Annotated in this window: 14 protein-coding genes; 7 read left to right on the forward strand and 7 right to left on the reverse strand. The window is 59.6% G+C overall.

Annotated features, from left to right (window positions below):
* Positions 1–24: 24 nt before the first annotated feature.
* A complete protein-coding gene (locus GE543_RS22895; protein ID WP_003414375.1) occupies positions 25–1,767 on the reverse strand; it encodes a potassium/proton antiporter in 1,743 nt (580 codons plus the stop codon).
* A 250-nt stretch (positions 1,768–2,017) separates the two neighbouring features.
* Here GE543_RS22895 and GE543_RS22900 point away from each other — a divergent pair, with 250 nt between their 5' ends.
* Together GE543_RS22900 and GE543_RS22905 are read left to right on the forward strand one after the other, a co-directional pair.
* Positions 2,018–5,161 (forward strand): dermonecrotic toxin domain-containing protein, encoded by a 3,144-nt coding sequence (locus GE543_RS22900; protein ID WP_153222473.1) that lies wholly within the window; start codon positions 2,018–2,020, stop codon positions 5,159–5,161.
* A 135-nt stretch (positions 5,162–5,296) separates the two neighbouring features.
* A complete protein-coding gene (locus GE543_RS22905; protein WP_178118660.1) occupies positions 5,297–7,918 on the forward strand; it encodes a dermonecrotic toxin domain-containing protein in 2,622 nt (873 codons plus the stop codon).
* 22 nt (positions 7,919–7,940) lie between these two features.
* Here the strand turns inward: GE543_RS22905 and GE543_RS22910 are convergent, their stop codons facing one another.
* Together GE543_RS22910 and putA are read right to left on the reverse strand one after the other, a co-directional pair.
* On the reverse strand, positions 7,941–9,743 hold the full coding sequence (locus tag GE543_RS22910; RefSeq protein WP_103696056.1) for an acyl-CoA dehydrogenase: 1,803 nt from the start codon (positions 9,741–9,743) through the stop codon (positions 7,941–7,943).
* A gap of 226 nt (positions 9,744–9,969) precedes the next feature.
* On the reverse strand, positions 9,970–13,923 hold the full coding sequence (putA, locus tag GE543_RS22920; protein WP_153222445.1) for a trifunctional transcriptional regulator/proline dehydrogenase/L-glutamate gamma-semialdehyde dehydrogenase: 3,954 nt from the start codon (positions 13,921–13,923) through the stop codon (positions 9,970–9,972).
* 448 nt (positions 13,924–14,371) lie between these two features.
* Between putA and putP the strand changes: the two genes are divergently transcribed.
* A complete protein-coding gene (putP, locus tag GE543_RS22925; protein ID WP_153222446.1) occupies positions 14,372–15,859 on the forward strand; it encodes a sodium/proline symporter PutP in 1,488 nt (495 codons plus the stop codon).
* Positions 15,860–15,942: 83 nt separating this feature from the next.
* Here putP and GE543_RS22930 read toward each other — a convergent pair whose 3' ends face one another.
* Positions 15,943–16,614, reverse strand: coding sequence for a polysaccharide lyase family 7 protein (locus tag GE543_RS22930; protein WP_003414386.1), 672 nt, complete (start codon positions 16,612–16,614; stop codon positions 15,943–15,945).
* A 316-nt stretch (positions 16,615–16,930) separates the two neighbouring features.
* Here GE543_RS22930 and GE543_RS22935 point away from each other — a divergent pair, with 316 nt between their 5' ends.
* Genes GE543_RS22935 through GE543_RS22945 form a run of 3 tightly spaced genes read left to right on the forward strand, consistent with a single transcriptional unit; the run spans position 16,931 to position 19,948 of the window.
* Positions 16,931–19,069 carry an EAL domain-containing protein gene (locus GE543_RS22935; protein WP_003414388.1) on the forward strand — a complete coding sequence of 713 codons (2,139 nt, stop codon included), beginning with the start codon at positions 16,931–16,933 and terminating at the stop codon, positions 19,067–19,069.
* A 32-nt stretch (positions 19,070–19,101) separates the two neighbouring features.
* The gene (locus tag GE543_RS22940) at positions 19,102–19,626 is read left to right on the forward strand and encodes a M48 family metallopeptidase (RefSeq protein WP_004409397.1); all 525 of its coding nucleotides are present in this window, start codon (positions 19,102–19,104) and stop codon (positions 19,624–19,626) included.
* A 25-nt stretch (positions 19,627–19,651) separates the two neighbouring features.
* Positions 19,652–19,948 (forward strand): helix-turn-helix domain-containing protein, encoded by a 297-nt coding sequence (locus GE543_RS22945; RefSeq protein ID WP_003392169.1) that lies wholly within the window; start codon positions 19,652–19,654, stop codon positions 19,946–19,948.
* A gap of 7 nt (positions 19,949–19,955) precedes the next feature.
* Here the strand turns inward: GE543_RS22945 and GE543_RS22950 are convergent, their stop codons facing one another.
* Positions 19,956–20,414 carry a GNAT family N-acetyltransferase gene (locus GE543_RS22950; RefSeq protein ID WP_003366207.1) on the reverse strand — a complete coding sequence of 153 codons (459 nt, stop codon included), beginning with the start codon at positions 20,412–20,414 and terminating at the stop codon, positions 19,956–19,958.
* Between the two features lie 228 nt (positions 20,415–20,642).
* Between GE543_RS22950 and GE543_RS22955 the strand changes: the two genes are divergently transcribed.
* Positions 20,643–21,398, forward strand: a complete 756-nt coding sequence (locus GE543_RS22955) for an ABC transporter substrate-binding protein (RefSeq protein ID WP_003414394.1) — start codon at positions 20,643–20,645, stop codon at positions 21,396–21,398.
* On the opposite strand, the gene yccS is transcribed toward GE543_RS22955, so the two are convergent.
* Both yccS and GE543_RS22965 read right to left on the reverse strand, forming a co-directional pair.
* Entirely contained in the window at positions 21,361–23,559 is a 2,199-nt protein-coding gene (gene yccS, locus GE543_RS22960) for a YccS family putative transporter (RefSeq protein WP_032697710.1), read from the reverse strand. The two genes, GE543_RS22955 and yccS, sit on opposite strands and share 38 nt — an antisense overlap.
* Before the next feature lie 137 nt (positions 23,560–23,696).
* The gene (locus GE543_RS22965; RefSeq protein ID WP_249723680.1) at positions 23,697–24,875 is read right to left on the reverse strand and encodes an NAD(P)/FAD-dependent oxidoreductase; all 1,179 of its coding nucleotides are present in this window, start codon (positions 24,873–24,875) and stop codon (positions 23,697–23,699) included.
* Between the last annotated feature and the right edge of the window lie 143 nt (positions 24,876–25,018).

A 25,018-nucleotide genomic window follows, 5' to 3' on the forward strand; every position in this document is an offset into this window, starting at 1 on the left:
TGATGATACGTGTGGGTTGGCAGTTTAAAGGAACAGTCCGGGGCCCGGGCGGGTTCCTTCGGGGAATTTGACGCCCACTTTCTGGATCTTGTTCCCGTCCATGACGGCAACGGTCCAAATAGTTCCATTCCATTCAACCTGGTCGCCGACCACCGGCTCGCCACGGTTCTTCTGCACGATGAACTGGCTCAGCGGCATTCCTGGGTCGATGCCATCGAGTTTCAGGCCATACAGGGCGGCCACTTCACCCAGCCTTGCGTCGCCTTCGAGCACGAAGTCGCCGAAGAAACGCAGGTCCAGCCCACGCTGCGGTGCCTGGCTGAACAATTTGCCCAGCGCCGGCAGGTCGTGTTCGTGGCCGATCACGCACAGCAGATCACCCACTTCCAGCGTCGTACTGCCAGACGGGTGGAGCAGTTGCTGGCCGCGGAACAGTGCCGCGATACGCGTGCCTTCCGGCATCTTCAGTTCGCGCAGCGCCGCGCCGATGCACCACTTTTCAGCGCCCAGGCGGTAGACGAACAACTCCCATTCACTGGTGACGTGCACCTCCAGCGCGGCCCGGGAAATCGGCGCGGGATCAGGTGGAACCGTCACTTTCAGCAATTTGGCCATCCACGGCAGGCTGGTGCCTTGCAGCAACAGCGAAACCAGCACGATAAAGAACGCCAGGTTGAAGTACAGCTGTGCGTTGGGCAGGCCGGCCATCAGCGGGAACACCGCGAGGATGATCGGTACCGCGCCACGCAGGCCGACCCAGGCGATAAAGGCTTTTTCGCGATCATGGAAGGCCTTGAACGGCAGCAGGCCGACCATCACCGACAGTGGACGTGCCACCAGAATCATCCACAGCGCCAGACCCAGCGCCGGTATCGCAATCGGCAGCAGATCGTGCGGCGTGACCAGCAGGCCCAGCACCAGAAACATGCCGATCTGCGCCAGCCAGGCCATGCCATCGAGCATGTGCAGGATGCCGTGGCGACTGCGAATCGGCCGGTTGCCGAGCACCAGGCCGCACAGGTAGACCGCGAGAAAACCGCTGCCGTGGATGGCGTTGGTCAGGGCGAAGATCGCCAGACCGCCGGCAATCACCAGAATCGGGTAGAGGCCAGCGGCCAGATTGATGCGGTTGACCAGTTGCAGCAGGATCCAGCCGCCGCCCAGACCGATGAAGCTGCCGATACCGAATTCCTGGATCAGGTGCCCCAGCAGTCCCCAGTGCAACCCGGTCTGCCCACTGGCCAGCATGCCGATCAGGGTGACGGTCAGGAATACGGCCATGGGGTCGTTGCTGCCCGACTCGATCTCGAGGCTGGCGGTAACGCGCTCGTTCAAGCCTTTGCCGCCCAGCAGGGAGAACACCGCCGCAGCGTCTGTGGAGCCGACGATCGCGCCGATCAACAGGCCCTGGATAACGCTGAGATTGAACAGCCACGCCGCCATCATGCCGGTCAGTACGGTGGTGATCAGCACGCCCACCGTCGCCAGCGACAAGGCTGGCCACAGCGCAACCCGGAAACTGGCCACCCGCGTGCGCAGCCCGCCGTCGAGCAGGATCACCGCCAGCGCAAGGTTGCCGACCAGGTAGGCGGTCGCATAGTTGTCAAAGATGATCCCGCCGCCATCGACGCCAGCCACCATGCCCACCGCGAGGATGATGACCAGGATCGGAATGCCGAGGCGCGACGAAAGAGAACTGACCAGGATGCTCGCGGCTACCAGCAACGCGCCGATCAGGAACAGGCTGTTGATGGTGGTGGCGTCCAAAGGCGGTACTCCGTAGAAAACTGAATTGAAGCGGGAAGGGCGAAAGCTGACCATGCAGTCCGCGTGCCAAGGGATTTAACCTGTTGAATTGCTTGGCTGTCAAAGAGCAATTTCGAGCGATTGACGCAGAGCGGCGCTACCGGGCTCACGATTGGTTGCAATCCAGCGGCTGACACATAGTTATATACCGCAGACCAGGCCTTCTTGCTCCCTACTGTCAGGGCTCCAATCACCAAGAAGGTTCTTCATCATGGACGATGATTTTGCAGCACATTACAACTTCGACGACTTCGACGATGGCGACAGTGATGGCGATGATGACTCTGACGCAGAGTCCTTGACGCGTGAGCGCGAGGACTTTTCGGTCAGCGATCACTTCCGGCTTCACCCGATCAACCTGCAGTCACCTGCCGCCCTTGCTGCGCGGGATGTGGCACAGGAATGCCAGTCAAGGTGGGGTATCGAGATCGATCCGGACGACACCTTGATCGCGACGCTGTATATCGAAGACCCGAAGCTCTACCCCGCCCCTCACCGCGCCAATGTCGCTCACTCGATGACGCTGACCGAGGCGCTGCTGCGCAACTGGCAGCAGAAGGGCAATGGTGACTGGTTTGATCACCTCGGGCATTTGCAGCCCCATCATGAGGACGGTCTCGACTGTCAGGTCGTGGATGAAAAACTACCGCCCTATGACTGCGTCGCTTATGAGGCGGTGTACCGGAAATCCGATCCGCAGCACTACGATTCGACGACGCAACTGCGCCTGACGGCCGAGGCGTTCAAGCAATACATCTGGGATCACAACCTGCAAGCCGGCTATCTCGCCTACCTGAAACAGTTCTGGCAGGCGCACGCAGAAGACTACAACCTGATGCTCAAGGCCGGTCTGTTCAGGGCGGCCTGGCTGCAAGCCGAGGAAAATACGCTCAAGGCCGAGCACAAGGACATGGTGCTGGAGGCGCTCGGGCTGCCCGCTGATCAGGGTTGGAAACAGCTGAGTTTCGACACTTTTGTCGCCGCGCCGATTTCCACTCGGGTGACGATTTCCGAATTGCAGGTGCACGGCTACAGCGCGGCCGACATCATGGTCATACGCAGTGTCGATTCGCCGACCGTGCTGCTCTATATCCCCGGCAACTCGTCACCGATTCATACCTTCGCCAACGCCGACGCGCTCAAGGACTGGATCGCGCTGATGTGCAAGGATCCAGGCAAACGCCGGTCTTTCGAGGGGCATTTCAGTGCTGCGGATGACGTCGATGGCTTTTTCTACAGTGGCGTTGCCACCGCCCTCAGAGGCTTCGCTGTCTACCCGAAACTGCTGGACTCAGCGACCGGGGCGTGGAACCCGCGCAAACTGGTGCAGTTCGGCGAGCCGCTGCAGCCCTGGCCGTTCTCGCACTTCAAGTATCGGGTCAAGGCGAAGTCTGAAGCGGACGCGCTGCAAAAAATACGCAGCCATGGCGATTACTGGAAAGAGGAAGTCAGCAGCGGGCTGAGTGAGTGCGTGTCTGTCCTGGGCGGCGTCGCGATCGTCTTTCCTGAGCTGATTCCGGTCATCGCGGGGCTGTCTCTCGCGCTGGTCGGGCTGGGCGTCGATGCGGCGGTCAATGGCCGCACGCTGGACGAGCGCCAGGCGGGGCTTGGGCGGATTGCCTTCGGGGTGTTGAACGCTTTGCCGATCCTTGCCGAGGAGGGCGCTGCGGTCGAGGCGGGCGCCGAAACCGGGCTGATTGACGAGGCGGGAGACGGTTATGAGGTTCCTGGTCCAACCACCCCGATCGACCCTGCTGTCGAGGTCGAGCCGATTCCGGTGTTCAGGGAAGAACCACCGGCCTTGCGTTCGCTCGATGCCAAAATGCGCCGTCTATTGCACGCGCTCGAAGTGACTCAAGACCTGCCAGGACTGGCCTCGGGCGAAGTGGCGGGTATCTATCCGCTGCAAGGCAAAAGTTACATCGAGCTGCATGATCAGGCGTTTCGGGTCGAGTGGGTGCCACAGGAAAAGCAGTACCGGATTCGCTCTGATTCTGATCCGCGTGTCTGGGGGCCCTATGTGAAGACTATCGACACCGGCTATTGGGACCTGGACCTCAAGCTCGGGTTGCGTGGCGGGGAAAGCTTCGACGGCTCGCGATTGCCGCCGGCCAGTGAGGCAGACAGTGCCGTGGTGGCAGTCGTGCCTGACGAGCCAGCCGTCGAGATTCAGCGCTGGGGGCCCAAGGTGCAGGTGGAGTTGCCTATGGACGGAATCCTCATTGAGGAAGTCCTGAGCCAGTCGAAAGGGACGGTCGTAGAGAAATATTTCATTCAGCTCAAGGGGGCAAAGACAAATGTCTATTACGACCCCGACAGTCGCTGCTGGCGAACTGACCCATCTGACAAAGTCGGTCTGGTGTGGCGGGATCGCGACGGGGTGTGGAACCGCGGTTCAAAAGACGCATTCTTGAAAGTGGAGGCAAAACTGCCCCAGAGCCATCGTTTTGAGCTCTATTCTTTTCCTCGTGTCCCGAGGCTGCCTGCAGACGCCAAACCCGTCAGTCGCATGGTTCATCACATCTGGATGGGGGAGCGAATGCCGGGTGCAGATCTTCTGGACAACATGCTGCACAACATGCGCACCAGTCCGGATTTACGCTTTCAACTGCATATTGATATCGATGATCCGGCGGCGTATGAGCAACTGTTCGATCACTTTTTTGAACACCCGCAAATGCACATTTCCTTTCTCAAGGAAGAACCGTTCTATTCCGAGTTCCTGACGGGTAAAAATGCCGAGGCATTCAACTATTTCAGGTATTCGGATAACCGTAATTACGCGGCTGCTTCGGATATTCTGCGTTATCGGTTGATTGACGAGTATGGCGGCATCTATCTCGACTGCGACGATACGATCAATGTCCCTTTCGCGGAGGTCCCATTGAAGGCCGGTCCGAATGACGTACTGTTAGGAGGGCGCGTAGACGCTCGGCAATTGAGCTACACCGGGCCAAACAATAGCCACTTCGCCAGTCACCCGGACAATCCGGTTTTAAAGCGGATGCTCAAAGAAATTAAAATACGTTTTGACAGTGAGAAGCAGACGAACAAGTCCTTCTTCAGCACTCGCAGACCTTACATCGACCGTACCGATGAAGCTTCGCAAGCTGCATCGAAAACAAGAATGACGCCTTATATGACGCGGATTTCGTACCTGACCGGCCCTAAATTGATGTCAGATGTGCTGAGAACGCTGCGGCCTGACTGCTTCGACCTGCTGGAGCGCTCCTATCTTGCGCCTGGTGAAGTCGTGTCTCCGACATACAACGCCTATCTGAATGATGCAGTGGACTTCTATTTCCCCTTCAAGGCCAAAGCAATAATCACTGCAGGCGCTGCGAACGGTTGGTAGCCTTCGATGTTTGCAGCGGCTCGTCGGCTGAGCCGCTGCATGCATTCAACATCAGGTGAAGGGTATAGATAGTTAGCGCCACCAACGCTCTGATGAATGATTACGTGCATGACTTCTCTCATACAGGAAGACGTCATGACACCTAACCCCCTGGAAACACCCCAAACCGACCAGCAACTGTTGCGCGAACGTGCGCAGCAGTTCGTTCTCGATTATCCCGATCTCTACGATCTGGCCCATACCGCCGCCAGCAGGATCATTCTGCAGCACACCCAGCGCGTGTTTGCCCCGGAGCAGGTGTATTGGCATCGTTTCAGCAGTGCCAGCAGCAGTCCGCGCACGTTTACCGGCTGGCAGCATTCCGGAACGCCGGTGCAGTCGATGACCTTGATCGAGCTGCTCATGCGGCACTTCAGCGCCCACGATCAGGAAGCCAGCGACGAGCTTTCCCTGTACGGCGGTTTCTATACCGATGGCCCGGCTCACGGGGTTTTCGACGAGCGCAACGAGGTGCCCATGCTTCCTCAGGACGTGCTCAGAGACATGTGGACGCTTGATTTCAGCGCGCTGTACACCCGCCGTATGGAGCGTTTCTGGAGCCTGCACAGCGAGAACTTTTGCACCCTGGCCAAGGCACGCTATCTGGTTGCGGCCAGTCACTGTCTGCGCAAGGGCCAGCTTTCAGCCGATGATTTCAAGCACGTCACGTGCGTCGTCACCGCCGATCCCTTGCAGACGCCTACGCTGAAGGCGTTGCAGGGCCCGCCCCCTGCGACTCCCGGTGTCACGGTACATACGCTGGATATCGACGGCATCAAGGCCCATGACATTTTGCGTATCGTCACCGCCGCTGGCCGCGAGATCATCTACTGGCCCGATGCCGAGCAGCCGTTCATGGCGTTCGATAGCGAACGTGCGGTGTACCGCTGGCTCAAGGTCCGGTTCATGGGCGAGCACGCCGACAAGGCGATAACACGTCAGTTTCTGCGTGGCGAGGCGTCCCGAAAAAAGGATGGTGAGCGGTTCTTTCGCGCGGTGAGCCAGTTGCTTGCGCACGATTGGCGTGCCGACGTTCGACTGGTCAACCTGGCGCAAACACCTATTGCGGGTGATCCCTTCGTGTATCTGCGAGACGTCGCCCGACAGGGAATGACCGCCGATGCACGTGAACTGCTGACCTCCAATGCGGATCTGCGCAAACAGATGTGGATCGGCTACCTGGGCGCATTCATGCAGGCGTTTGGCGGGCTTGCGCCGTTGGGCTGGCCGATCGCCTTGACGCTGGTTGGCGCAAGTCTCGCCAATACCGGTTTGAACATCGACCAGGCGGTCAATGGCAAGACCGCTGCGCAGCGCAAGGCGGGCGTGCTGGGCGCGATCATCAACATCATTTATCTGCTGTTCAATCTGCCTCTGCTGATGTCCATACGTGCCGTCCCTCAGCCTGTGCCGGTGGCTGCAACCGAAGGGCTGCCGATCTCCAGCGAGGTGCTGGAAAGCAGCAGCGCGCCAGCCCATCCGCTGGACAATATGGAAGGCAACCTGCTGCTCGACAGCCTGACGCCTTCAACTGCGGAGGGCAGGTTTCGCGGCATCTACACGCTGGGCAATGGCGAAACCTGGATCAAGCTTGCGCAACTGCCCTATCGCGTAATGTTCAATGAACAGCAGCAGTGCTGGTTTATCGTCAACCCGGACAACCCGTTTGCATTCGTGGGCAGTAAACCTGTGCGCTTGAACGCCAGCGGAGAGTGGACGTTGCTTGGCTCGCCTGGTCTGCAGGGCGGTGCCCCGATGGATGTGCCGGTGCCGTCAAGCAGTGCATCCGCCGCGACGGGCAAGCCTTATGTGACCGTGCACTCGGCCTTTTGGGACAGGTATCTGCAAACGGATCTGTTCAATGAGCAACACTATTCTGAAGTGGCGTTGGCTCGGCAGAAAGACGTGATGACGATTTGGGAGCCAGGCCCTGAGGAGGCCCCTATGTCGGACTCATCACCCGACGGCGACGAGGTGTACAAAGACCCTTGGCATGGCAAACACCGGGTTTTCAAGCTCGGAGAGGACGACTATTACGGCAGAAATATCATGCTCTACACCCAGGATGACGCTGAATTCAATCAGTTCCTGCGCACGGGCGAGAGCAAAAGGGCCAATCAGGTACGACTCATCGAGCGACTGGCCGATGACATCCAGGTGGTGGGGTACAACAATGATGTCGAGTTGTACCGCGGCGGCAGTGGTGATCGCGGGACTTCGGGTGCCGTGTTCCGCAGCGGGCAGATCAAGGTCGGTGATGTGCTGGTCAATACCGATGTCACCTCGTTCAGTGAAAACCCCTATGTGGTCAGCGCCTTCGCCAGCAGTCGGGCCGGTGCACCCGCTAACGCCTTGATCGGGCCGGTAACCTTCGATGACACCTCGGTGGTCTTCGTTCTGCCCAAGGGCCGATACCTGCGGGCCACACCGATTGCACCGTTTTCAGCCTCGCCCGAGGAAGCCGAATCAATCTTTTTGCCCGGCTGCTACTTTCAGATAGACAGCATCGAAGAGGTGAGCGGCGAGTTTTACCGCATCATGAAAATCCAGATGCAGGAGGTCGATCGCCCTCATCCGGGGCGGGCGCTTTACGACATGCGCACGGGCGAGCCCTTCAGCCGAGAGCAGTACGCACTCAAGCTGGGTAACGATGCCAAGCCACTGGTCGACCGGTTTTTCCCGCAAGAGCCACTGGCGGATCTGTTCGGCTTTCACTGATCAAGTGCTAGTCAGGTTTTAATCAGAACCAGTCGTCGCGCATTGCCAGGCAGGTGTCATCACGACTTTCCAGAATCGCCAGTTCGTGATGGCAGCCCGGTACTTCCCACGTCAGGAAGTACCGGGCTGCCTGCAGTTTGCCGCGGTAAAAGTCGCCGTCGGCCTGATTGCCGCCACTCAGGCCTTCTTCTGCGCGGACCGCCTGTTCGAGCCATCGCCAACCGACTACCGTGTGGCCGAATGCCTTGAGGTACAGCGCCGAATTGGCCAGCGTGCTGGTGATTCTGCCCTGTGCCAGATCGGTGAGCAGCCCGAGGGTGACGGCCTGCACGCGTGCGACCAGTTGCTGCAGAGGCTGGCGCAGTTCGTCGAGTGCCTGATGAGTCTGGGCGCGTTCGCAGGTCGCCGAGATCAGGCGCAGCAGTTGCTTGAGGCCGGTGCCGCCATTCTGCGCCAGCTTGCGGCCAAGCAGGTCGAGCGACTGGATGCCGTGAGTGCCTTCATGGATCGCATTGAGGCGGTTATCCCGGTAATACTGCTCGACCGGGTATTCGCGGGTGTAGCCATGGCCGCCCAGGACCTGGATCGCCAGTTCGTTGGCCTTCAGGCAGAACTCCGACGGCCATGACTTGACCACCGGGGTCAGCAGGTCCAGCAATTCATGCGCGTGCTTGCGATCGTCTTCGCTTTCGCCGGTCTGTGTGTCATCGAACAGCCGCGAGGCGTACAGGCACAGGTCAAACGCGCCTTCCACGTAAGCTTTCTGGGTCAGCAACATGCGCCGCACGTCAGCATGCTCAATGATGGGGACCGGCTTGCTGTCCGGGCTTTTGCTGTCCGGCAAGCGCCCTTGCGGCCGCTCGCGGGCGTACTCCAGTGAATAAAGGTAGCCGGAATAACCCAGCATCGCCGCACCAAGCCCCACGCCGATACGCGCTTCGTTCATCATCTGGAACATGTAATTCAGGCCATGATGAGGCTTGCCCACCAGATAGCCGACACACTCACCGTTATCGCCGAAATTCAGCGCGGTGGAGGTGGTGCCTTTCCAGCCCATCTTGTGAAACAGGCCCGCCAGCAGTACATCATTGCGTTGGCCGAGGCTGCCGTCATCGTTGACCAGAAACTTGGGCACGATGAACAGCGAGATACCTTTGACCCCGGCTGGCGCATCCGGAAGTTTTGCCAGGACCATGTGCACGATGTTCTCCGACAGCGAATGATCCCCGCAGGAAATGAATATCTTGTTGCCACGCAGCCGATAAGTGCCGTCGCCTGCCGGTTCGGCGCGTGTGCGGATATCTGACAGCGACGAACCGGCATGCGGCTCGGTCAGCGCCATGGTGCCGAAGAAGCGGCCTTCGATCATGGGTTGCAGAAAACGCTGCTTCTGCTCGTCGTCGGCAAAACTCTCGATCAGATTGGCCGCGCCCATTGTCAGAAACGGATACGACGTGGTGCCGACATTGGCAGCCTGAAAGTGGGCAAAACAGGCTTGCGACAGCAGCGTAGGCAACTGCATGCCGCCTGCGTCGAAGTCGCGTGATGCATTGAGAAAGCCGGCCTCGAGAAACGCGTCTATCGCGGGCTTGACCTCAGGAATCAGGATCGCTTCGCCGTTTTCATAGCGCGGCTCGTTTTCGTCAGCCTTGCGGTTGTGCGGTGCAAAGTACTTTTCCGCAATGGCGCGCGCCGTCCCCAGCGCCGCATCAAAGGTTTCCCGCGAATGCTCGGCAAAGCGCTCGCGACGCGTCAGACCTTCGGCGTCCAGAACTTCATACAGCTCGAAAGCCAGATTTCGGGAACTGAGCAGCGACTCGGACATGATGGCGTACCTGTTCTTGGAATGGCTCAAGTCTAGGTCGGGTTGAGGGGGGAGGGTAGCAAGATTGATTCGGGTGATGGTCGAGCGTGTGCAGGGGGTATCGAGAGCGGACGCGGATAGTCCAGAGCATGGGAACGGTCGGTGTCTTTCAGACACCTCTCGTTCCGCACGCTCCAGCGTGGGAATGCCGTTCTTGACGCTCTGCGTCATCTGTTAACGCACGGCATCAGCCGATCGTCATCAGGCTCGCATTGCCACCCGCCGCCGCGGTGTTGACGCTCAATGCCCGCTCGATCACCAGGCGTTCCAGTGGCACGTTGGTTTCGCCGTGGGACAGGCCGTTGACGCCGACGATGGCACCGCTGCGTTGTGCGATCTGCTGGCAGATGGCGCGTAGCTGATCGGAGTCGCCGTGGTGCAGGACGGCGTCGAAGGTGACTTCGTCCTTGGCCCAGTCAGGTACCAGTTTGATGCGCGCTTGAACGTCCTTCGGCAGGCGAGCACGGAGCGGTTTGCTGATGTCGGTTTCCGGCCACACGGCAGAGCTGCCGACCGCCAGTACGGCTGCCAGTTGAATCAGCAGATCGTTCTCGTCGTCAGCCAGGCAAAGTACGTGTTCACGCGGCAGGATCGCATAGCTGTTGCGTTCGCCGGTCGGGCCCGCCAGCTGGCGGGTGATGCCGCTTTGCGATTGCTCGGCGTATTGACTGCACAGGGCGTCCAGATCGCTTTGCTGATTGCTGGCAGCCCAGGCCTTGAATGCCTGTAACGGCTTGCCCAGAACTTCACGCAGGCGCGTATCCGGTGCAGACAGCGCATCGCTGCGGACGAACGATTTCTCGATAGCGTCCTGCGGGCGCGTCGACAGCAGGCGATACAGGTACAGCGGGCCACCGGCTTTGGGGCCGGTGCCGGACAGGCCTTCGCCGCCGAATGGCTGAACACCCACCACGGCGCCGACGATGTTGCGGTTGACGTAGACGTTGCCGGCATTGACGTTGTCGATGACCTTGGCGATGGTCTCGTCGATGCGGGTGTGCACGCCCAGGGTCAGGCCATAACCGGAAGCGTTGATCTGATCGATCAGCAGGCCGAGTTCCTTGCGCTTGTAGCGCACCACGTGCAGTACCGGACCGAAGATTTCGCGTTGCAGCTCATCGAAGCTTTCCAGTTCGATCAAGGTCGGCATCACATAAGTGCCACGCTTGAGTTCGGCGCTGTCGGCGATGGCCACCTGATAGACCGTGCGGCCCTTGTCGCGCATGGCCTGGATGTGTTTTTCGATACCGGCCTTGGCCTCTGCATCGATCACCGGGCCGATGTCCACGGACAGGCGCTCCGGATTGCCGAGGCGGTTCTCGGCCATCGCGCCCTTGAGCATTTCGATGACGCGGTCAGCAGAATCTTCCTGCAGGCACAGCACGCGCAGTGCCGAGCAGCGTTGACCGGCGCTGTCGAACGCCGAAGACACCACGTCGATCACCACCTGCTCGGTCAGCGCCGAAGAGTCGACAATCATCGCGTTCTGGCCACCGGTTTCGGCGATCAGCGGAATGGGGCGACCCTGAGAGTCGAGGCGACCTGCCACATTGCGCTGCAGCAGCCGGGCGACTTCGGTGGAACCGGTGAACATGACGCCTTTGACACGCTCGTCGCCGACCAGCCCGGCACCTACGGTTTCGCCGCGACCCGGCAGCAATTGCACCACGCCTTCCGGAATGCCCGCTTCAAGCAGCAGGCGCACGGCCTGTGCGGCGATCAGCGGTGTCTGCTCGGCAGGTTTGGCCAGCACCGGGTTACCCGCAGCCAGTGCAGCAGCCACCTGACCACTGAAAATTGCCAGCGGGAAGTTCCACGGGCTGATGCAGACCACCGGCCCCAGCGGACGATGGCCGTCGTTGGTGAAGTCATTGCGCGCCTGCACGGCGTAGTAACGCAGGAAGTCCACGGCTTCGCGCACTTCGGCGATGGCGTTGGCGAAGGTCTTGCCCGCTTCACGGACCAGCAGGCCCATCAGCGGCTGGATTTCAGCCTCCATCAAGTCAGCGGCACGCTCCAGAATCGCAGCGCGCTCGACAGGCGGAGTGGCCTGCCAGATCGGACCGGCGCTCAAGGCGCACTGGATGGCGTTATCGACATCTGGCAGGGACGCTTCCTGTACATGACCGACCACGTCACGCAGGTCCGATGGGTTGAGCGCAGCACTCAGCGTGCCAGCGCTGGCCGGGCAGCCCAGCATAGGGGCGGCTTTCCAGTCGTTGTGCGCGGTAGCCAGCAGGGCCGAAGACAGCGAAGCAAGACGATGCTCGTTGGCCATGTCGATGCCGCTGGAGTTGGCGCGTTCGGTTCCGTACAGATCACGCGGCAGCGGAATGCGCGGATGCGGCAGGCCGAAACCGCCTTCCTGGGTTGCCATGCGTTCGATCTGGCTGACCGGATCTGCGACGAGCTCCTGAATCGAGATCGAGTGGTCGGCAATCCGGTTGACGAACGAGGTGTTGGCGCCGTTTTCCAGCAGACGACGCACCAGATAGGCCAGCAGTGTTTCATGGGTGCCGACCGGGGCGTACACGCGGCAAGGACGATTCAGTTTGCCGTCGGCGACTTTGCCCACGACCTGCTCGTACAACGGCTCGCCCATGCCGTGCAGGCACTGGAATTCATACTGGCCGGGGTAATAATTCTGACCGGCAATCTGGTAGATGGCCGCCAGGGTATGGGCGTTGTGCGTAGCGAATTGTGGATAGATGACTTCCGGTGCCGCGAGCAGTTTGCGGGCGCAGGCGATGTAGGACACGTCGGTGTACACCTTGCGCGTGTACACCGGATAGCCTTCCAGGCCTTCGACCTGGGCGCGCTTGATCTCGCTGTCCCAGTAAGCGCCCTTGACCAGGCGGATCATCAGACGATGGCGGCTGCGGCGTGCCAGGTCGATCACGTAATCGATCACGTAAGGGCAGCGCTTCTGATACGCCTGAATGACGAAGCCGATGCCGTTCCAGCCGGTGAGCTGTGGTTCGAAACACAGGCGCTCAAGCAGATCCAGCGACAGCTCCAGGCGATCGGCTTCTTCGGCGTCGATGTTCAGACCGATGTCGTATTGCTTGGCCAGCAGGGTCAGCGACAGCAGGCGCGGGTACAGCTCATCCATCACCCGCTCGTACTGGGCGCGGCTATAGCGTGGATGCAGTGCCGACAGCTTGATGGAAATTCCCGGACCTTCGTAGATGCCGCGACCGTGGGAGGCCTTGCCGATGGAGTGGATGGCCTGCTCGTAGGACGCCAGGTACTTCTGCGCGTCATGTTCGGTCAGCGCCGCTTCACCCAGCATGTCGTAGGAATAGCGGAAGCCCTTGGCTTCGAAGCGGCTGGCATTGGCCAATGCTTCACCGATGGTTTCGCCGGTGACGAACTGCTCGCCCATCAGGCGCATGGCCATGTCGACGCCCTTGCGGATCATCGGTTCGCCGCTTTTGCCGATGATGCGGCTCAACGAGGACGTAAGGCCCGCCTCATTGTGAGTGGCAACCAGTCTGCCGGTAAGCAGCAGGCCCCAGGTGGCGGCGTTGACGAACAGCGACGGGCTGTTGCCCAGGTGCGGCTGCCAGTTGCCGTTGCTGATCTTGTCGCGAATCAACGCATCGCGGGTGCCCTTGTCCGGAATACGCAGCAGCGCTTCGGCCAGGCACATCAGCGCAACGCCCTCCTGAGAGGACAGTGAAAACTCCTGCAACAGGCCTTGAACGATGCCTGCGCGACCGCCCGCGCTTTTCTGGTTACGCAGTTTCTCTGCAATCGACGCGGCCATCTTGTTGGTGGCTTCGGCAACCGGGGCGCTCAGGCGCGCCTGCTCGAGCAGCATCGGCACCACTTCCTGCTCGGGGCGACGGTAGGCGGAAGTGATGGCTGCACGTAATACGGACTGTGGCTGAATGCTCTCGGCAAAATCCAGGAAGCATTGCAGCCCCGCGTCTTCTGCCAGCTCGCCGCGGTCATCGTTTTCCTTCCCGGCAGACCCATTGAGCTCCAACAGGGTTGCACCACTCTCGAGCTTTTCCAGGTAATTGAAAATCGCCTGCTTGATCAACCAGTGCGGTGTACGGTCGATGGAGTGGGCTGCGGCTTTCAATCGCTCGCGGGTAGGGTCGTCAAGTTTGACGCCAAGAGTGGTGGTGGCCATGTGTTGTCCTCTTTATAGCCACGCGGAGGTGGCATCGGCTTTGGCGCAGATTAGCCTCGGGACGGGGTGAGGTGCAACCGGGTGCAACCCGATTTGGAGAATATTTTGTGACGCTCCCGGCGAGCAGCTCATAAAAACAGCGCTACGCTCAATGCTGGTGCGCGATTTTTTGTAGATTGCATCGAAAACGCCCTAAAATGGCGCGTAAATGCATCTGCGTCAGGTTTTTTGTAACAGGTGCAACTTGCAGGATGAAATGGGTTGCACCTTGTTTGCTTTGTTTAATAGGATTCGTTCCTGCGGTGCAACCGCCAGTCATTGATTGCCAATCCTTGCGGAGCGATCAGTCAACGCGGTGTCGGGTGCAAAAGCAGGGATGTGCCGAATATCGGTCGCCATTCCCTTTGGCATCGGGTGCCAACATAAAAATAATGCCAAGGCAGAACTCATGAGTGTCAGCAACCCTACCTTGATCACGTTCGTGATCTATATAGCGGCAATGGTATTGATCGGCCTGATGGCCTATCGCTCTACCAACAACCTTTCAGATTACATCCTCGGCGGACGCAGTCTTGGCAGCGTGGTCACCGCTCTTTCAGCAGGTGCCTCTGACATGAGCGGCTGGCTGTTGATGGGCTTGCCCGGTGCCATCTACATGTCCGGCCTGTCGGAAAGCTGGATCGCCATCGGCCTGATCATCGGCGCCTACCTGAACTGGCTGTTCGTGGCTGGCCGTCTGCGTGTGCAGACAGAGCACAACGGCGACGCGCTGACCCTGCCGGATTACTTCAGCAGCCGTTTCGAAGACAGCAGCGGCCTGCTGCGCATCATCTCGGCCATCGTGATTCTGGTGTTCTTCACCATCTATTGCGCCTCGGGCATCGTTGCGGGGGCGCGTCTGTTTGAAAGCACCTTCGGCATGTCCTACGAAACCGCCCTGTGGGCCGGTGCTGCGGCGACCATTGCCTACACTTTCGTCGGTGGTTTCCTCGCAGTGAGCTGGACAGACACCGTGCAGGCCACGCTGATGATCTTCGCGCTGATCCTCACGCCGATCATCGTTCTGCTGGCAACGGGCGGCGTGGATACCACCTTTCTGGCCATTGAAGCGAAAGATCCGACCAGCTTCGACATGTTCAAGAACACTACTTTCATCGGCATCATTTCCCTGCTCGGCTGGGGCCTGGGCTATTTCGGTCAGCCACATATCCTGGCGCGCTTCATGGCGGCCGATTCGGTCAAGTCGATTGCCAGCGCCCGACGCATCTCCATGGCCTGGATGATCCTGTGCCTGGGCGGCACCGTAGCGGTGGGTTTCTTCGGCATCGCCTATTTCTCGGCGCACCCGGATGTTGCTGGGCCGGTGACTGAAAACCCGGAGCGGGTGTTCATCGAGCTGGCCAAGCTGCTGTTCAACCCATGGGTTGCGGGCGTGCTGCTGTCGGCCATTCTGGCTGCGGTGATGAGTACGCTGAGCTGCCAGTTGCTGGTGTGCTCCAGCGCGTTGACCGAGGACTTCTACAAGGCTTATCTGCGCAAAGAAGCTTCGCAGGTCGAGCTGGTCTGGGTCGGTCGGGCAATGGTGCTGCTGATCGCGATCATTGCCATTCTGCTGGCGGCCAATCCCGAAAACCGCGTGCTGGGCCTGGTGAGTTACGCCTGGGCCGGTTTCGGCGCAGCCTTCGGCCCTGTGGTGCTGATTTCGGTGCTATGGAAGGGCATGACCCGTAACGGCGCTCTGGCCGGGGTCATTGTGGGTGCGGCGACCGTGGTGCTCTGGAAGCAGTTCAGTACGATGGGGCTGTACGAAATCATTCCCGGCTTCATCCTGGCCAGCCTCGCGATCGTGGTGTTCAGCCTGATCGGCAAGCCTGCTTCTGCATCCATGCAGACCCGTTTCCTGGCAGCCGAGCAGGATTTCAAAGCCAACCGCTGAGAGGTCTGACTGAAACACAAACGGCCCGTTCTTCTTCGTGAAGCGCGGGCCGTTCTGTATGTGCGCCGGGAGCAGCGTGCCGGTCAGCTCTGGTTGTGATCGATGTCGAGGTTGTAGAACGTCGCCTTGCCGCCCTCCGAGGTGTATCCGGTATTGTCCTGGGTATACACCCCCGCCTTGAAGTACAGAGGCTTGTCCCGCCAGGTCTCGCTGATGCGCGTGCTCCAGTCCTGATCCTTGGCGCTGACGGACAGTTTGCCGCCCTTGCTCAGGTGAATGACGTAATTGAATGTCTCATTCAGCTTCACCCCTTCTACGATGGTGTAAACCTTGCTTTCGTCATCGTCATAGCGGTTGCGAACTTTTGCAACGATATCGCCGGTCTTGGTGTCTTCCTTGTATTGAAACTCGACTTTCAGGAGCGGCTCTGTGCTCTCGTATGCGTGTATTTGTCCGATGACCACCTTGCCGGTGGAAGGTACCTGATCGACTTCCAGTTTGGCGTTCAGATAGTTGTCGGCATCCGGATATACCCAGTTATGCAGCGAACCGTCGGACCACGTTTCCCGAAGTTCGCTACGGGAATATTTGGCGTTCTCGGTTTTAGTGCCGGTGACGGGCGACCAGAACACAATGGAGTCGGTTTTGGATTTGAAATATTTACCGTCGTAGCCTTTTACTAACTGAGCGGTTTCGATGGTCTTGGGGGGTGACCCCACCGGGATGCTGAGATTCCACGATCCAAGATCTACCATTTTGTCTCCGTCCGTAAATGTCTTTGTATCGCTCATGGAAAAGCCTCTGGCGCGAGGCTTCAGCCGACTTTTATACGGCTCGTAGGACAATTTGTTAATAAAAAAATGTCGAACGGATGGCGTCAAAGTGCTGTCACTTCTTCTGCAGGGCAGAGCCTGCAAGGGGTGTAGAGAATGACCGTTAGTCGGCTAGATCGAACTTTGACAGTAGGGAAGAGGCGCCTTGCTTCTGCTTTTGGCGAGACGAGGCTAGAGTTATTCCAAAGTATGACGGTCGTCCTGAGTCTCAGGCGTCATGCCCACAAAGAGAAGCAGCATGGAACGCGTGCCAACCCAGCCAGATGATGGCTCTTCAGTTTTACTTGTTGTAGATGATTACCCGGAGAATCTGGTGACGATGTGCGCTGTTCTGCAAAGAACGGACTGGCACATCGTGACTGCAAGTTCCGGAATTGAAGCATTGACCGTACTTCTCGAGCAGGAAGTCGACCTGGTTTTGCTGGATGTGCAAATGCCGGGCATGGACGGTTTCGAGGTCGCGCGGCTGATGCGCGGCAGTCAGCGTACCCGCCTGACGCCGATTATATTTCTCACCGCCAATGAGCAGACCCAGGATGCGGTGCAGAAGGGCTATGCGAATGGTGCGACGGATTATCTGTTCAAACCCTTCGACCCTAATGTGCTCAAGCCCAAGGTGCAGACCCTGCTTGAACAGCAGCGCAATCGCCGTGCGCTGCAACAGTTGTCGCTGGAGCTGGAATCGGCTCGTGCGTTCAATGCATCGGTGCTGGCCAACGTCGCCGAAGGTATTCTGGTCGTTGACGAAGCGGGCACTATCAGCTTTGCCAACCCGGCTATCTGCCAGTTATTGAACACCTCGGTCGATCACCTTCGCGGCACCCAGGTGCTGGACTACATCATCGAACCGAAGGTGGGCCACTGGCTGGATTCTGGTTTCTATCAGCACTATCGCAAGTCCGACACCTATCGGGTGCACGACGCCATTCTGCGTACGGCGCAAGGCACGCAACTGCCAGTGGCGTTGTCCTGCGCGGCGCTGCCTGCCGAACAGAAAGCAATGGTGCTGACGGTTCTCGATATGTCGGTGGTCCGTGATCTTTATCAGCAGCTGGAAAAACAGGCCGTCACCGATGCATTGACAGGCCTGCTCAATCGCCGAGGGCTTTATCAGGCCGTTGAAAGCATGCTGTTGCGCAACGAGCGGGCCGATAAATACCTGGTCGTGCTGTTCATGGATCTGGATGGCTTCAAGCAGATCAATGACGCGCTGGGCCATGAAGCGGGTGATCAGGTATTGCTCTGGGTCGCCGAGCAGTTCAAGGACAGCATGCGCCCCTACGATGTGCTGGCGCGCATCGGCGGCGATGAGTTCACGGTGGTGATCGACGGGCTCGATTACCCCGAACAGGCGGCCAAGATCGCCGAAAAGCTCATTGAGCGCGTATCCGGAAGACGTCAGGTCGACGGCGTCGAGATCACGCTGGGTGCCAGCGTCGGCATTGCAACCTTTCCGGATTGCGGCTCGAATCTGGACGGTCTGCTGCGCGCGGCAGATATCGCCATGTACGAAGCCAAGCGTGCCGGACGGCAGCAATATCGGTTCTATGATCAGAACATGAACGGGCGTGCCCGCTCGCGACTGATGCTTGAGGAAAGCGTGCGTACGGCCATCGACGGCCGGGATTTTTCAGTGGTGTACCAGCCCCAGATTCACGTGGCGGATGGTCGCTTGCGGGGTTTCGAGGCTTTGCTGCGCTGGCAGCATCCTGCGGTCGGAGAGGTGCCGCCTGCGCTGTTCATTCCGCTGCTGGAAGAGACCCGACTGATCAACCGGCTCGGCAGCTGGATCTTTGATCAGGGCGCCGAGCAGCGTCAGGCATGGAGCCGGATCTTCGCGCCTGACATGGTGCTGAGTGTCTGCGTCAGTCCCACGCAATTCTGTCTGCCCAATCTGGCTTCGGAATTGAAACGCGCCATGGATCGCTTCGAGCTGAAGCCGGGGCAGATCGAGGTGGAAATCACTGAAACCGCTTTGGTCAACAACCTGACACACAGCCATAAACAGCTGAAGTTGCTGCATGACGTCGGCGTGCGCATTGCGCTCGACGACTTCGGTACGGGCGAATGCTCGCTGTCGCACCTGCGCAATCTGCAACTCGACACCTTGAAGCTGGACAGGCGTTTTGTGGCCAACATCGTCGGGTCAAAGCGCGAGGCGGCGATGGCCAGCAGTATCATCGACCTGAGCCGCAACCTCGATATGCTGGTCATTGCCGAAGGCGTCGAGACAGCCGAGCAGTATCAGTGGCTGGCCGACAACGGCTGTCAGGTCATACAGGGCTTTCTGATCGCTCATCCGATGGTGCCAGAGGACGCGTTGCGCTTTCCCGGGCACTTTGACGTGGCGGGCTTGAGGCAGAGCAGATTGTTGTAGAATGGCGTTTTTCGATCTCATGCAAAGGCCCCATGACTGCATCCAGCCATGCTCCGCTCAAATACCTGCAGGCCTATCCGCAGGCCCTGCAGGATCAGGTGCAGCAGCTGATTGCCGAGGATCGCCTGGCGGATTATCTACAGCAGCGCTACCCCGCGCGGCATCAGGTCCAGAGCGACAAGGCCCTTTACGCCTATGCGCTGGCGCTCAAGCAGGATCACCTGCGCAACGCGCCAGCCATCAAGAAGGTTCTTTTCGACAATCGCCTGGACCTGACCCATCGCGCGCTGGGCCTGCACACCAAGATATCCAGAGTGCAGGGTGGCAAGCTCAAGGCCAGTAACGAGATTCGTGTGGCCGCGCTGTTCAAGGAAGCGCCGCCGGAGTTTCTGAAAATGATCGTGGTGCACGAACTGGCTCATTTTCGTGAGTCGGACCACAACAAGGCGTTCTACCAGTTGTGCGAGCACATGTTGCCCGGTTATCACCAACTGGAATTCGATTTGCGCGTGTACCTGACGTACCGCGATCTGCAGGCCGCACGAGCGCCATGCTGAGCCAGCACTGAAAAAGGATTCGACGATGCAGGTCAGCAAGACCAAAAGCAGTTTCTATCGCCGCCTGTACGTGGCGTACCTGATCGATTCACAGATCGCCAGCAGTGTCCCTGAACTGATGGCGGCAACCGGCATGCCTCGTCGTACCGCGCAGGACACTATCAGTGCGCTTGCCGATCTGGACATTGTGTGTGACTTCGAGCAGCTCGAAGGCGGCCGCAATCACGCCGGCAGCTACCGGATCCGTGACTGGGGCGCCGTTGACAAGGGTTGGATCGCCGACAATCTGCCGCGCATCAAGGCTGTGCTGGAGTATCCCTGAGCGGTTTTCAGTCCAGATCGCGACGCATGCCGATATGCGGGATGTCGTCTTCCAGGTAGATCTCGCCTACCGGGTTGAAGCCGTAGCGGCTGTAATAGCCTTGCAGATGCGCCTGGGCCGATAGATAGATGGGCTGGTCGGGCCATTTGCGTTCGGCGTTTTCCAGGGCCTGCTCCATCAGTTCATGGCCGATGCCCCTGCTGCGAATCGAAGGCGCCGTTACCACCCGGCCGATGGTCACGTCGCCGCCTTGCTGGATGGGGTCGAGCAAACGCAGGTAGGCGACCAGCTTGTCTTCCTGCCACGCCATCAGGTGGCAGGTGTCGCCCGTCAGGTCTTGTCCGTCGACGTCCAGATACACGCATTGCTGCTCGACCACAAACACCTCGGCACGCAGTTGCAGCACGGCATAGAGCTGCTGGATGCTCAGCTCGGTGTGATGTTTGCAGATCCATTTGATAGACATGTCGCAGACTCGCAGGGAAACCAGAAGCGAAGTCTAAACGTATCCGGCGACATTCCCAATAAACGCCGTCAACGTTATGAATGCTGCGCCGGTTGAGCATGTTGCTTGCCCTGCTTGTCTACTGCCTGCTTGAGGTCTTCAATTAAAAACGGCAGGCGCCTTAACGCGCGAGCGTTTCCCTGCCGATAGGATTAAATTGGGTATGCCGCCCCTTTCAGGAACCTGAGCATGTCGCAGTCGCTTCGAGCGGTGGGGTTGCTGGTCGTTCTGCTGATGGCGCAGGCCAACGCAGCTGAAAAGCTGCGTCTTGTCGCCGACCCCTGGCCTCCCTTTACCGACGCGCTGCTGCTCAACGGCGGGTTGGCGACCGATATCGTCAATACGGCGCTACGCCGTGCCGGGTACACCACGCTGTACGAGCAAGTGCCATGGGCGCGAGCGATGCTGGGCTTGAGCCAGGGGCGTCATGATGTGCTGATCAATGCCTGGTTCAGCGAGGAGCGTACGAAAGTTGGCCAGTTTTCTGCGCAATACCTGCTCAATCGGGTGCGCTTCATCAAGCGCAAGGACTCGCCGATTGGCACCCTGACCCATGAGCAATTGCACAGGTACGTCATCGCAGTGGTCCGGGGTTACGCTTATGCCCCTGCGTTTGACAACGACACCGAGCTGCAGAAAGTCCCGGTGCAAAACTTCTCCACCGCCATACGCATGCTTGCCGCCGAGCGTGTCGATCTGACCCTGGAAGACGAATACGTGGCCCGTTACAACCTGGCGATGGAGCCGGACGAGGTGCGTGACCGGGTCGAGTTTCTACCGGGCTCGTTGAGCGAGAACAGCCTGCATATTCTGGTCAGCCTGAAAAATCCCCACCACGACAAGATCGTCGCCGACTTCGATCGCGAAATTACCGCCATGAAAGCGGATGGCACCTACGATGAACTGCTCAGACTGCATGGGTTGCAGCAGTCTCCGGAGCTTTGATCAAGTGCGCGGCGAGGGTACGCAGCGGGGCCAGCTGGCGGCAGATCAGCGCCAGTTGGGCCTGCACCAGTCGCTGACTTTCGTCCATGTCTTCGGGCAATTGCTCCAGTTGTGCGGCCAGCTCTTCCTCGACATCGCTCTGTACCGCAACCGGCTTCTTCTCGGCCAGCCCTGCAGCGATCTCGTCGATGCTGGCGGCCAGCGTGGCACCGACGTTATCGATCAGGTGTTCGCGCACATCACTCGGCAACTGCGTATCACGGTGCGCGCCGAGGCCTGAAAGGTAGCTGAGCAGCGTGTGCGACAGCACCAGAAAGCGGAAGCCGACGTCGGCCTCCTTGCGGAAGTGGCCGGGCTCCATGAGCATGTTGGCCAGCGTGGTCGACAGCGCGGCGTCGGCGTTGTGGGCGTTGCGCCGTGCCAGTCGGTAGGCCAGGTCGTCACTCTTGCCCTTGGCGTACTGTTGCATGATCTGCCGCAGGTAGATGCTGTTGCAGGTCAGGGTATTGGCCAGCACCTTGTTCAGGCGCCGTCCCTGCCAGTCCGGCAGAAACAGGAACACTGCCAGGCCAGCAATAAGGCTGCCCAGCAACGTATCGAACAGCCGCGGCAGGAACAGGCCGTAACCGTCGCCGACCTGATTGAAGCAGAACAGCACCATCACCGTGATGGCGGCGGTCGACAGGGTGTAGCGCGTGGTGCGATTGACGAAGAACACCACCCCGGCCAGCACGGCGCACATCGATTGCAGAATCGGGCTGGTGACCAGATCGAACAGCACCCAGCCGACCGTCAGGCCAATCGCGGTGCCGATGATCCGCTGGCCGAGCTTGAGCCGGGTGGCGCCGTAGCTGGGCTGGCAGACGAACACCGTGGTCAGAATGATCCAGTAGCCCTGTGACGGGTGGATCAGGTGCACCATCGCGTAACCGATGGTCAATGCCAGCGGCAGTCGTAGCGCGTGACGAAACAGCAGCGAAGTCGGGGTCATCTGCAGGCGCAGGCGTGTCCAGACATCCTTGAGGTTGCGCGGCGAGCGGTCCAGCAGGCTGCTGTCGGTGGCATCGGCCACGGCGTCCGGGTTGCTGGCGTCGCTGATCAGACGATCCAGGGTGCCGAGGTTGGCGGCCAGCGCGCGCAGCGAACGCAGCAGGCCGCGCCAAGCAGGGTTGCTCTGGATGCGCAGATGCTCAAGGGACGCGTGCAGGTCTTCCATGGCTTCGGCGAAGCTGGGGTCATACACGAACGGCTGCCGCAGCTGGATGGATTCCGACAGCGCCTGGCAGGCAGCGCCCTGTTGGCGCAGCAGGCGCTGGCAGCGGAACAGCACGTCGCTGTGGAAAAACGCATCGGCCAGTGAGTTGTAGGGGTAATGCGACGAGCTGGCGCGCTCGTGGATGTCCTGGGCGATGAAGTACAGCTTCAGGTAGCGGCTGACCTTGGAACCGGGGCGGCCGCTGCCGACGCGGTGCAGGATGATTTCCTTGGTGGAGTTCAGCGCGGCGACCACTTTGCCGTTCTGCTGCGCCAGTTCCAGACGACGGGCCTCCACGTTGAGCGTGCGAATCGGTTCGAACAGGGTCGACTTGAGTTTCAGGTACTGGCCCAGCTCACGAAACAGTCGCGCCAGCGCCTGTTGCACCGGCTGGTTGGCAAACAGCATCTGCCACAGCACCGACAGCAGGCCGTACCAGGCTGCGCCCGCCACCAGCAGCATCGGTTCATGCCAGAAGTCCAGCACTTCACCGCCACGCTGATCGACGCCGATCATGGTGTAGACCGAAAGGATCAACGTGCCGTAGGCAATCGCGCCATAGCGTTCACCCAGCGCGCCCAGCATGGTCAGGCAGAAGCTGGCCAGCGCCAGTGAACAGACAAACAGGATGGGGTAGGGGAAGAGCAATTCGACGGCGAGGGCGGCGATGCTGAAACACACCAGTGTTACCGCCAGGGCGTTGAGTCGGCCTTGCCAGCTGTCGTCGGTCTCGGCCAGGGCGCAGGCGATGATCCCCAGAAACAGCGGGATCAGTAACGCCATTTCGTTTTGATACCAGCACAGCGCCATGCTGCCGGTCAGTGCGATAAAGACTCGAACGCTATAGCTGAATTTATCCAGCGCCCACAATCGACGGAATGTATGACGGAGAGATTTCGATGCCATGGGTTAGCTTGACGGCCCTGTTCGCAATTGATCGATCGTGCAGGAGGATATGTACAGACCAAATGACTGGCTGTACATCCGCCTCGCAAAATTTATACCGGTTTGCCGTGTCGAGATGTTGCGTATCAGCGACTACGTCACACGTAGTGTGCGGCAGCATAGGCCGACGCCCACGCCCACTGAAAGTTGAAGCCGCCCAGATGACCGCTCACGTCCAGCACTTCGCCCACGAAATATAGGCCGGGGGCTTTCAGCGACTCCATGGTCTTGGATGACACTTCGCGGGTATCGATGCCGCCCAGCGTCACTTCGGCTGTGCGATAACCCTCGGTGCCCGCCGGGACCACCTGCCAGCTCGCCAGCTTTTCGGCGATCTCGGCCAGTTCGGCGTGGGTGTACTGCTTCATCGGTCTGGAAACGAACCAGTGTTCGGCGATCAGGTTGGCCATCTTCTTGGTGAACATCTCGCCCAGCAGGGTTTTCAGTTCACTGTTGGGGCGCTCGGCCTGCTGCTGGTTGAGCCAGGCGGGCACGTCATGATCGGGCAGCAGGTTGATTTCCACGGTGTCACCGGGCTGCCAGAACGAGGAGATCTGCAGGATCGCCGGGCCACTGAGGCCGCGGTGGGTGAACAGAATGTTTTCGCGGAAGCTGGTGTCGTTGCAGCTCACCAGGCAATCCACCGAGGTACCTGACAGTTCGGTGCACAGCTCCTTGAGCTGATCGGTGATGGTGAACGGCACCAGCCCGGCACGGGTCGGCAGCAGCGTGTGGCCGAACTGCTTGCCGACCTGATAGCCAAAGCCGGTGGCGCCCAGCGTCGGAATCGACAGCCCGCCCGTGGCAATCACCAGCGACTGGCAGTTCAGGGTGCCCAGCGTGGTCTGCAGGCTGTAGCCGGCGTCGGTCTTTTCGATCTGCTGCACGGAGGTGTCCATGTGCAGGCTGACACCAGCCTGGCGGCACTCTTCCAGAAGCATTTCCAGAATGTCGCTGGACTTGTTGTCGCAAAACAGTTGGCCGAGCTTTTTCTCGTGATAAGGCACGCCATGTTTGGCGACCATCGCGATGAAATCCCATTGGGTGTAACGGGCCAGGGCCGATTTGCAGAAATGCGGGTTCTGCGACAGGAAGTTGGCCGGCTCGGTGTACATATTGGTGAAGTTGCACCGCCCGCCACCGGACATCAGGATCTTCTTGCCGGGTTTGTTGGCGTGGTCGATCAACATCACCTTGCGCCCGCGAGCGGCAGCGGTGAACGCACACATCAGACCGGCAGCGCCGGCGCCAATGATTACAACGTCAGTAACGGGCACAGCGTGGTTCCTCGATCTTCAGGTCACGATCGTTCCCATGCTCCGCGCCAAGCTATGCACAAGCCTGTTTTTGATTCTGGCCGAAGGCCGTGGGAGCGAACGTGTTCGCGAAAGGGCCGGTAGGTTCTCCGAAGATTTATCGT

Origin of the sequence: Pseudomonas sp. SZ57 (genome assembly GCF_009495975.1) — a bacterium.
In the GTDB taxonomy this organism is placed as follows: Bacteria; Pseudomonadota; Gammaproteobacteria; order Pseudomonadales; family Pseudomonadaceae; genus Aquipseudomonas; species Aquipseudomonas syringae.

Excerpts from the sequence above, each read along its gene's own strand:
- GE543_RS22900 (WP_153222473.1), top strand. The coding sequence starts at position 2,018 with ATGGACGATGATTTTGCAGCACATTACAACTTCGACGACTTCGACGAT.
- GE543_RS22905 (WP_178118660.1), top strand. The coding sequence starts at position 5,297 with ATGACACCTAACCCCCTGGAAACACCCCAAACCGACCAGCAACTGTTG.
- GE543_RS22910 (WP_103696056.1), bottom strand. The coding sequence starts at position 9,743 with ATGTCCGAGTCGCTGCTCAGTTCCCGAAATCTGGCTTTCGAGCTGTAT.
- putA (WP_153222445.1), bottom strand. The coding sequence starts at position 13,923 with ATGGCCACCACCACTCTTGGCGTCAAACTTGACGACCCTACCCGCGAG.
- putP (WP_153222446.1), top strand. The coding sequence starts at position 14,372 with ATGAGTGTCAGCAACCCTACCTTGATCACGTTCGTGATCTATATAGCG.
- GE543_RS22930 (WP_003414386.1), bottom strand. The coding sequence starts at position 16,614 with ATGGTAGATCTTGGATCGTGGAATCTCAGCATCCCGGTGGGGTCACCC.
- GE543_RS22935 (WP_003414388.1), top strand. The coding sequence starts at position 16,931 with ATGGAACGCGTGCCAACCCAGCCAGATGATGGCTCTTCAGTTTTACTT.
- GE543_RS22940 (WP_004409397.1), top strand. The coding sequence starts at position 19,102 with ATGACTGCATCCAGCCATGCTCCGCTCAAATACCTGCAGGCCTATCCG.
- GE543_RS22945 (WP_003392169.1), top strand. The coding sequence starts at position 19,652 with ATGCAGGTCAGCAAGACCAAAAGCAGTTTCTATCGCCGCCTGTACGTG.
- GE543_RS22950 (WP_003366207.1), bottom strand. The coding sequence starts at position 20,414 with ATGTCTATCAAATGGATCTGCAAACATCACACCGAGCTGAGCATCCAG.
- GE543_RS22955 (WP_003414394.1), top strand. The coding sequence starts at position 20,643 with ATGTCGCAGTCGCTTCGAGCGGTGGGGTTGCTGGTCGTTCTGCTGATG.
- yccS (WP_032697710.1), bottom strand. The coding sequence starts at position 23,559 with ATGGCATCGAAATCTCTCCGTCATACATTCCGTCGATTGTGGGCGCTG.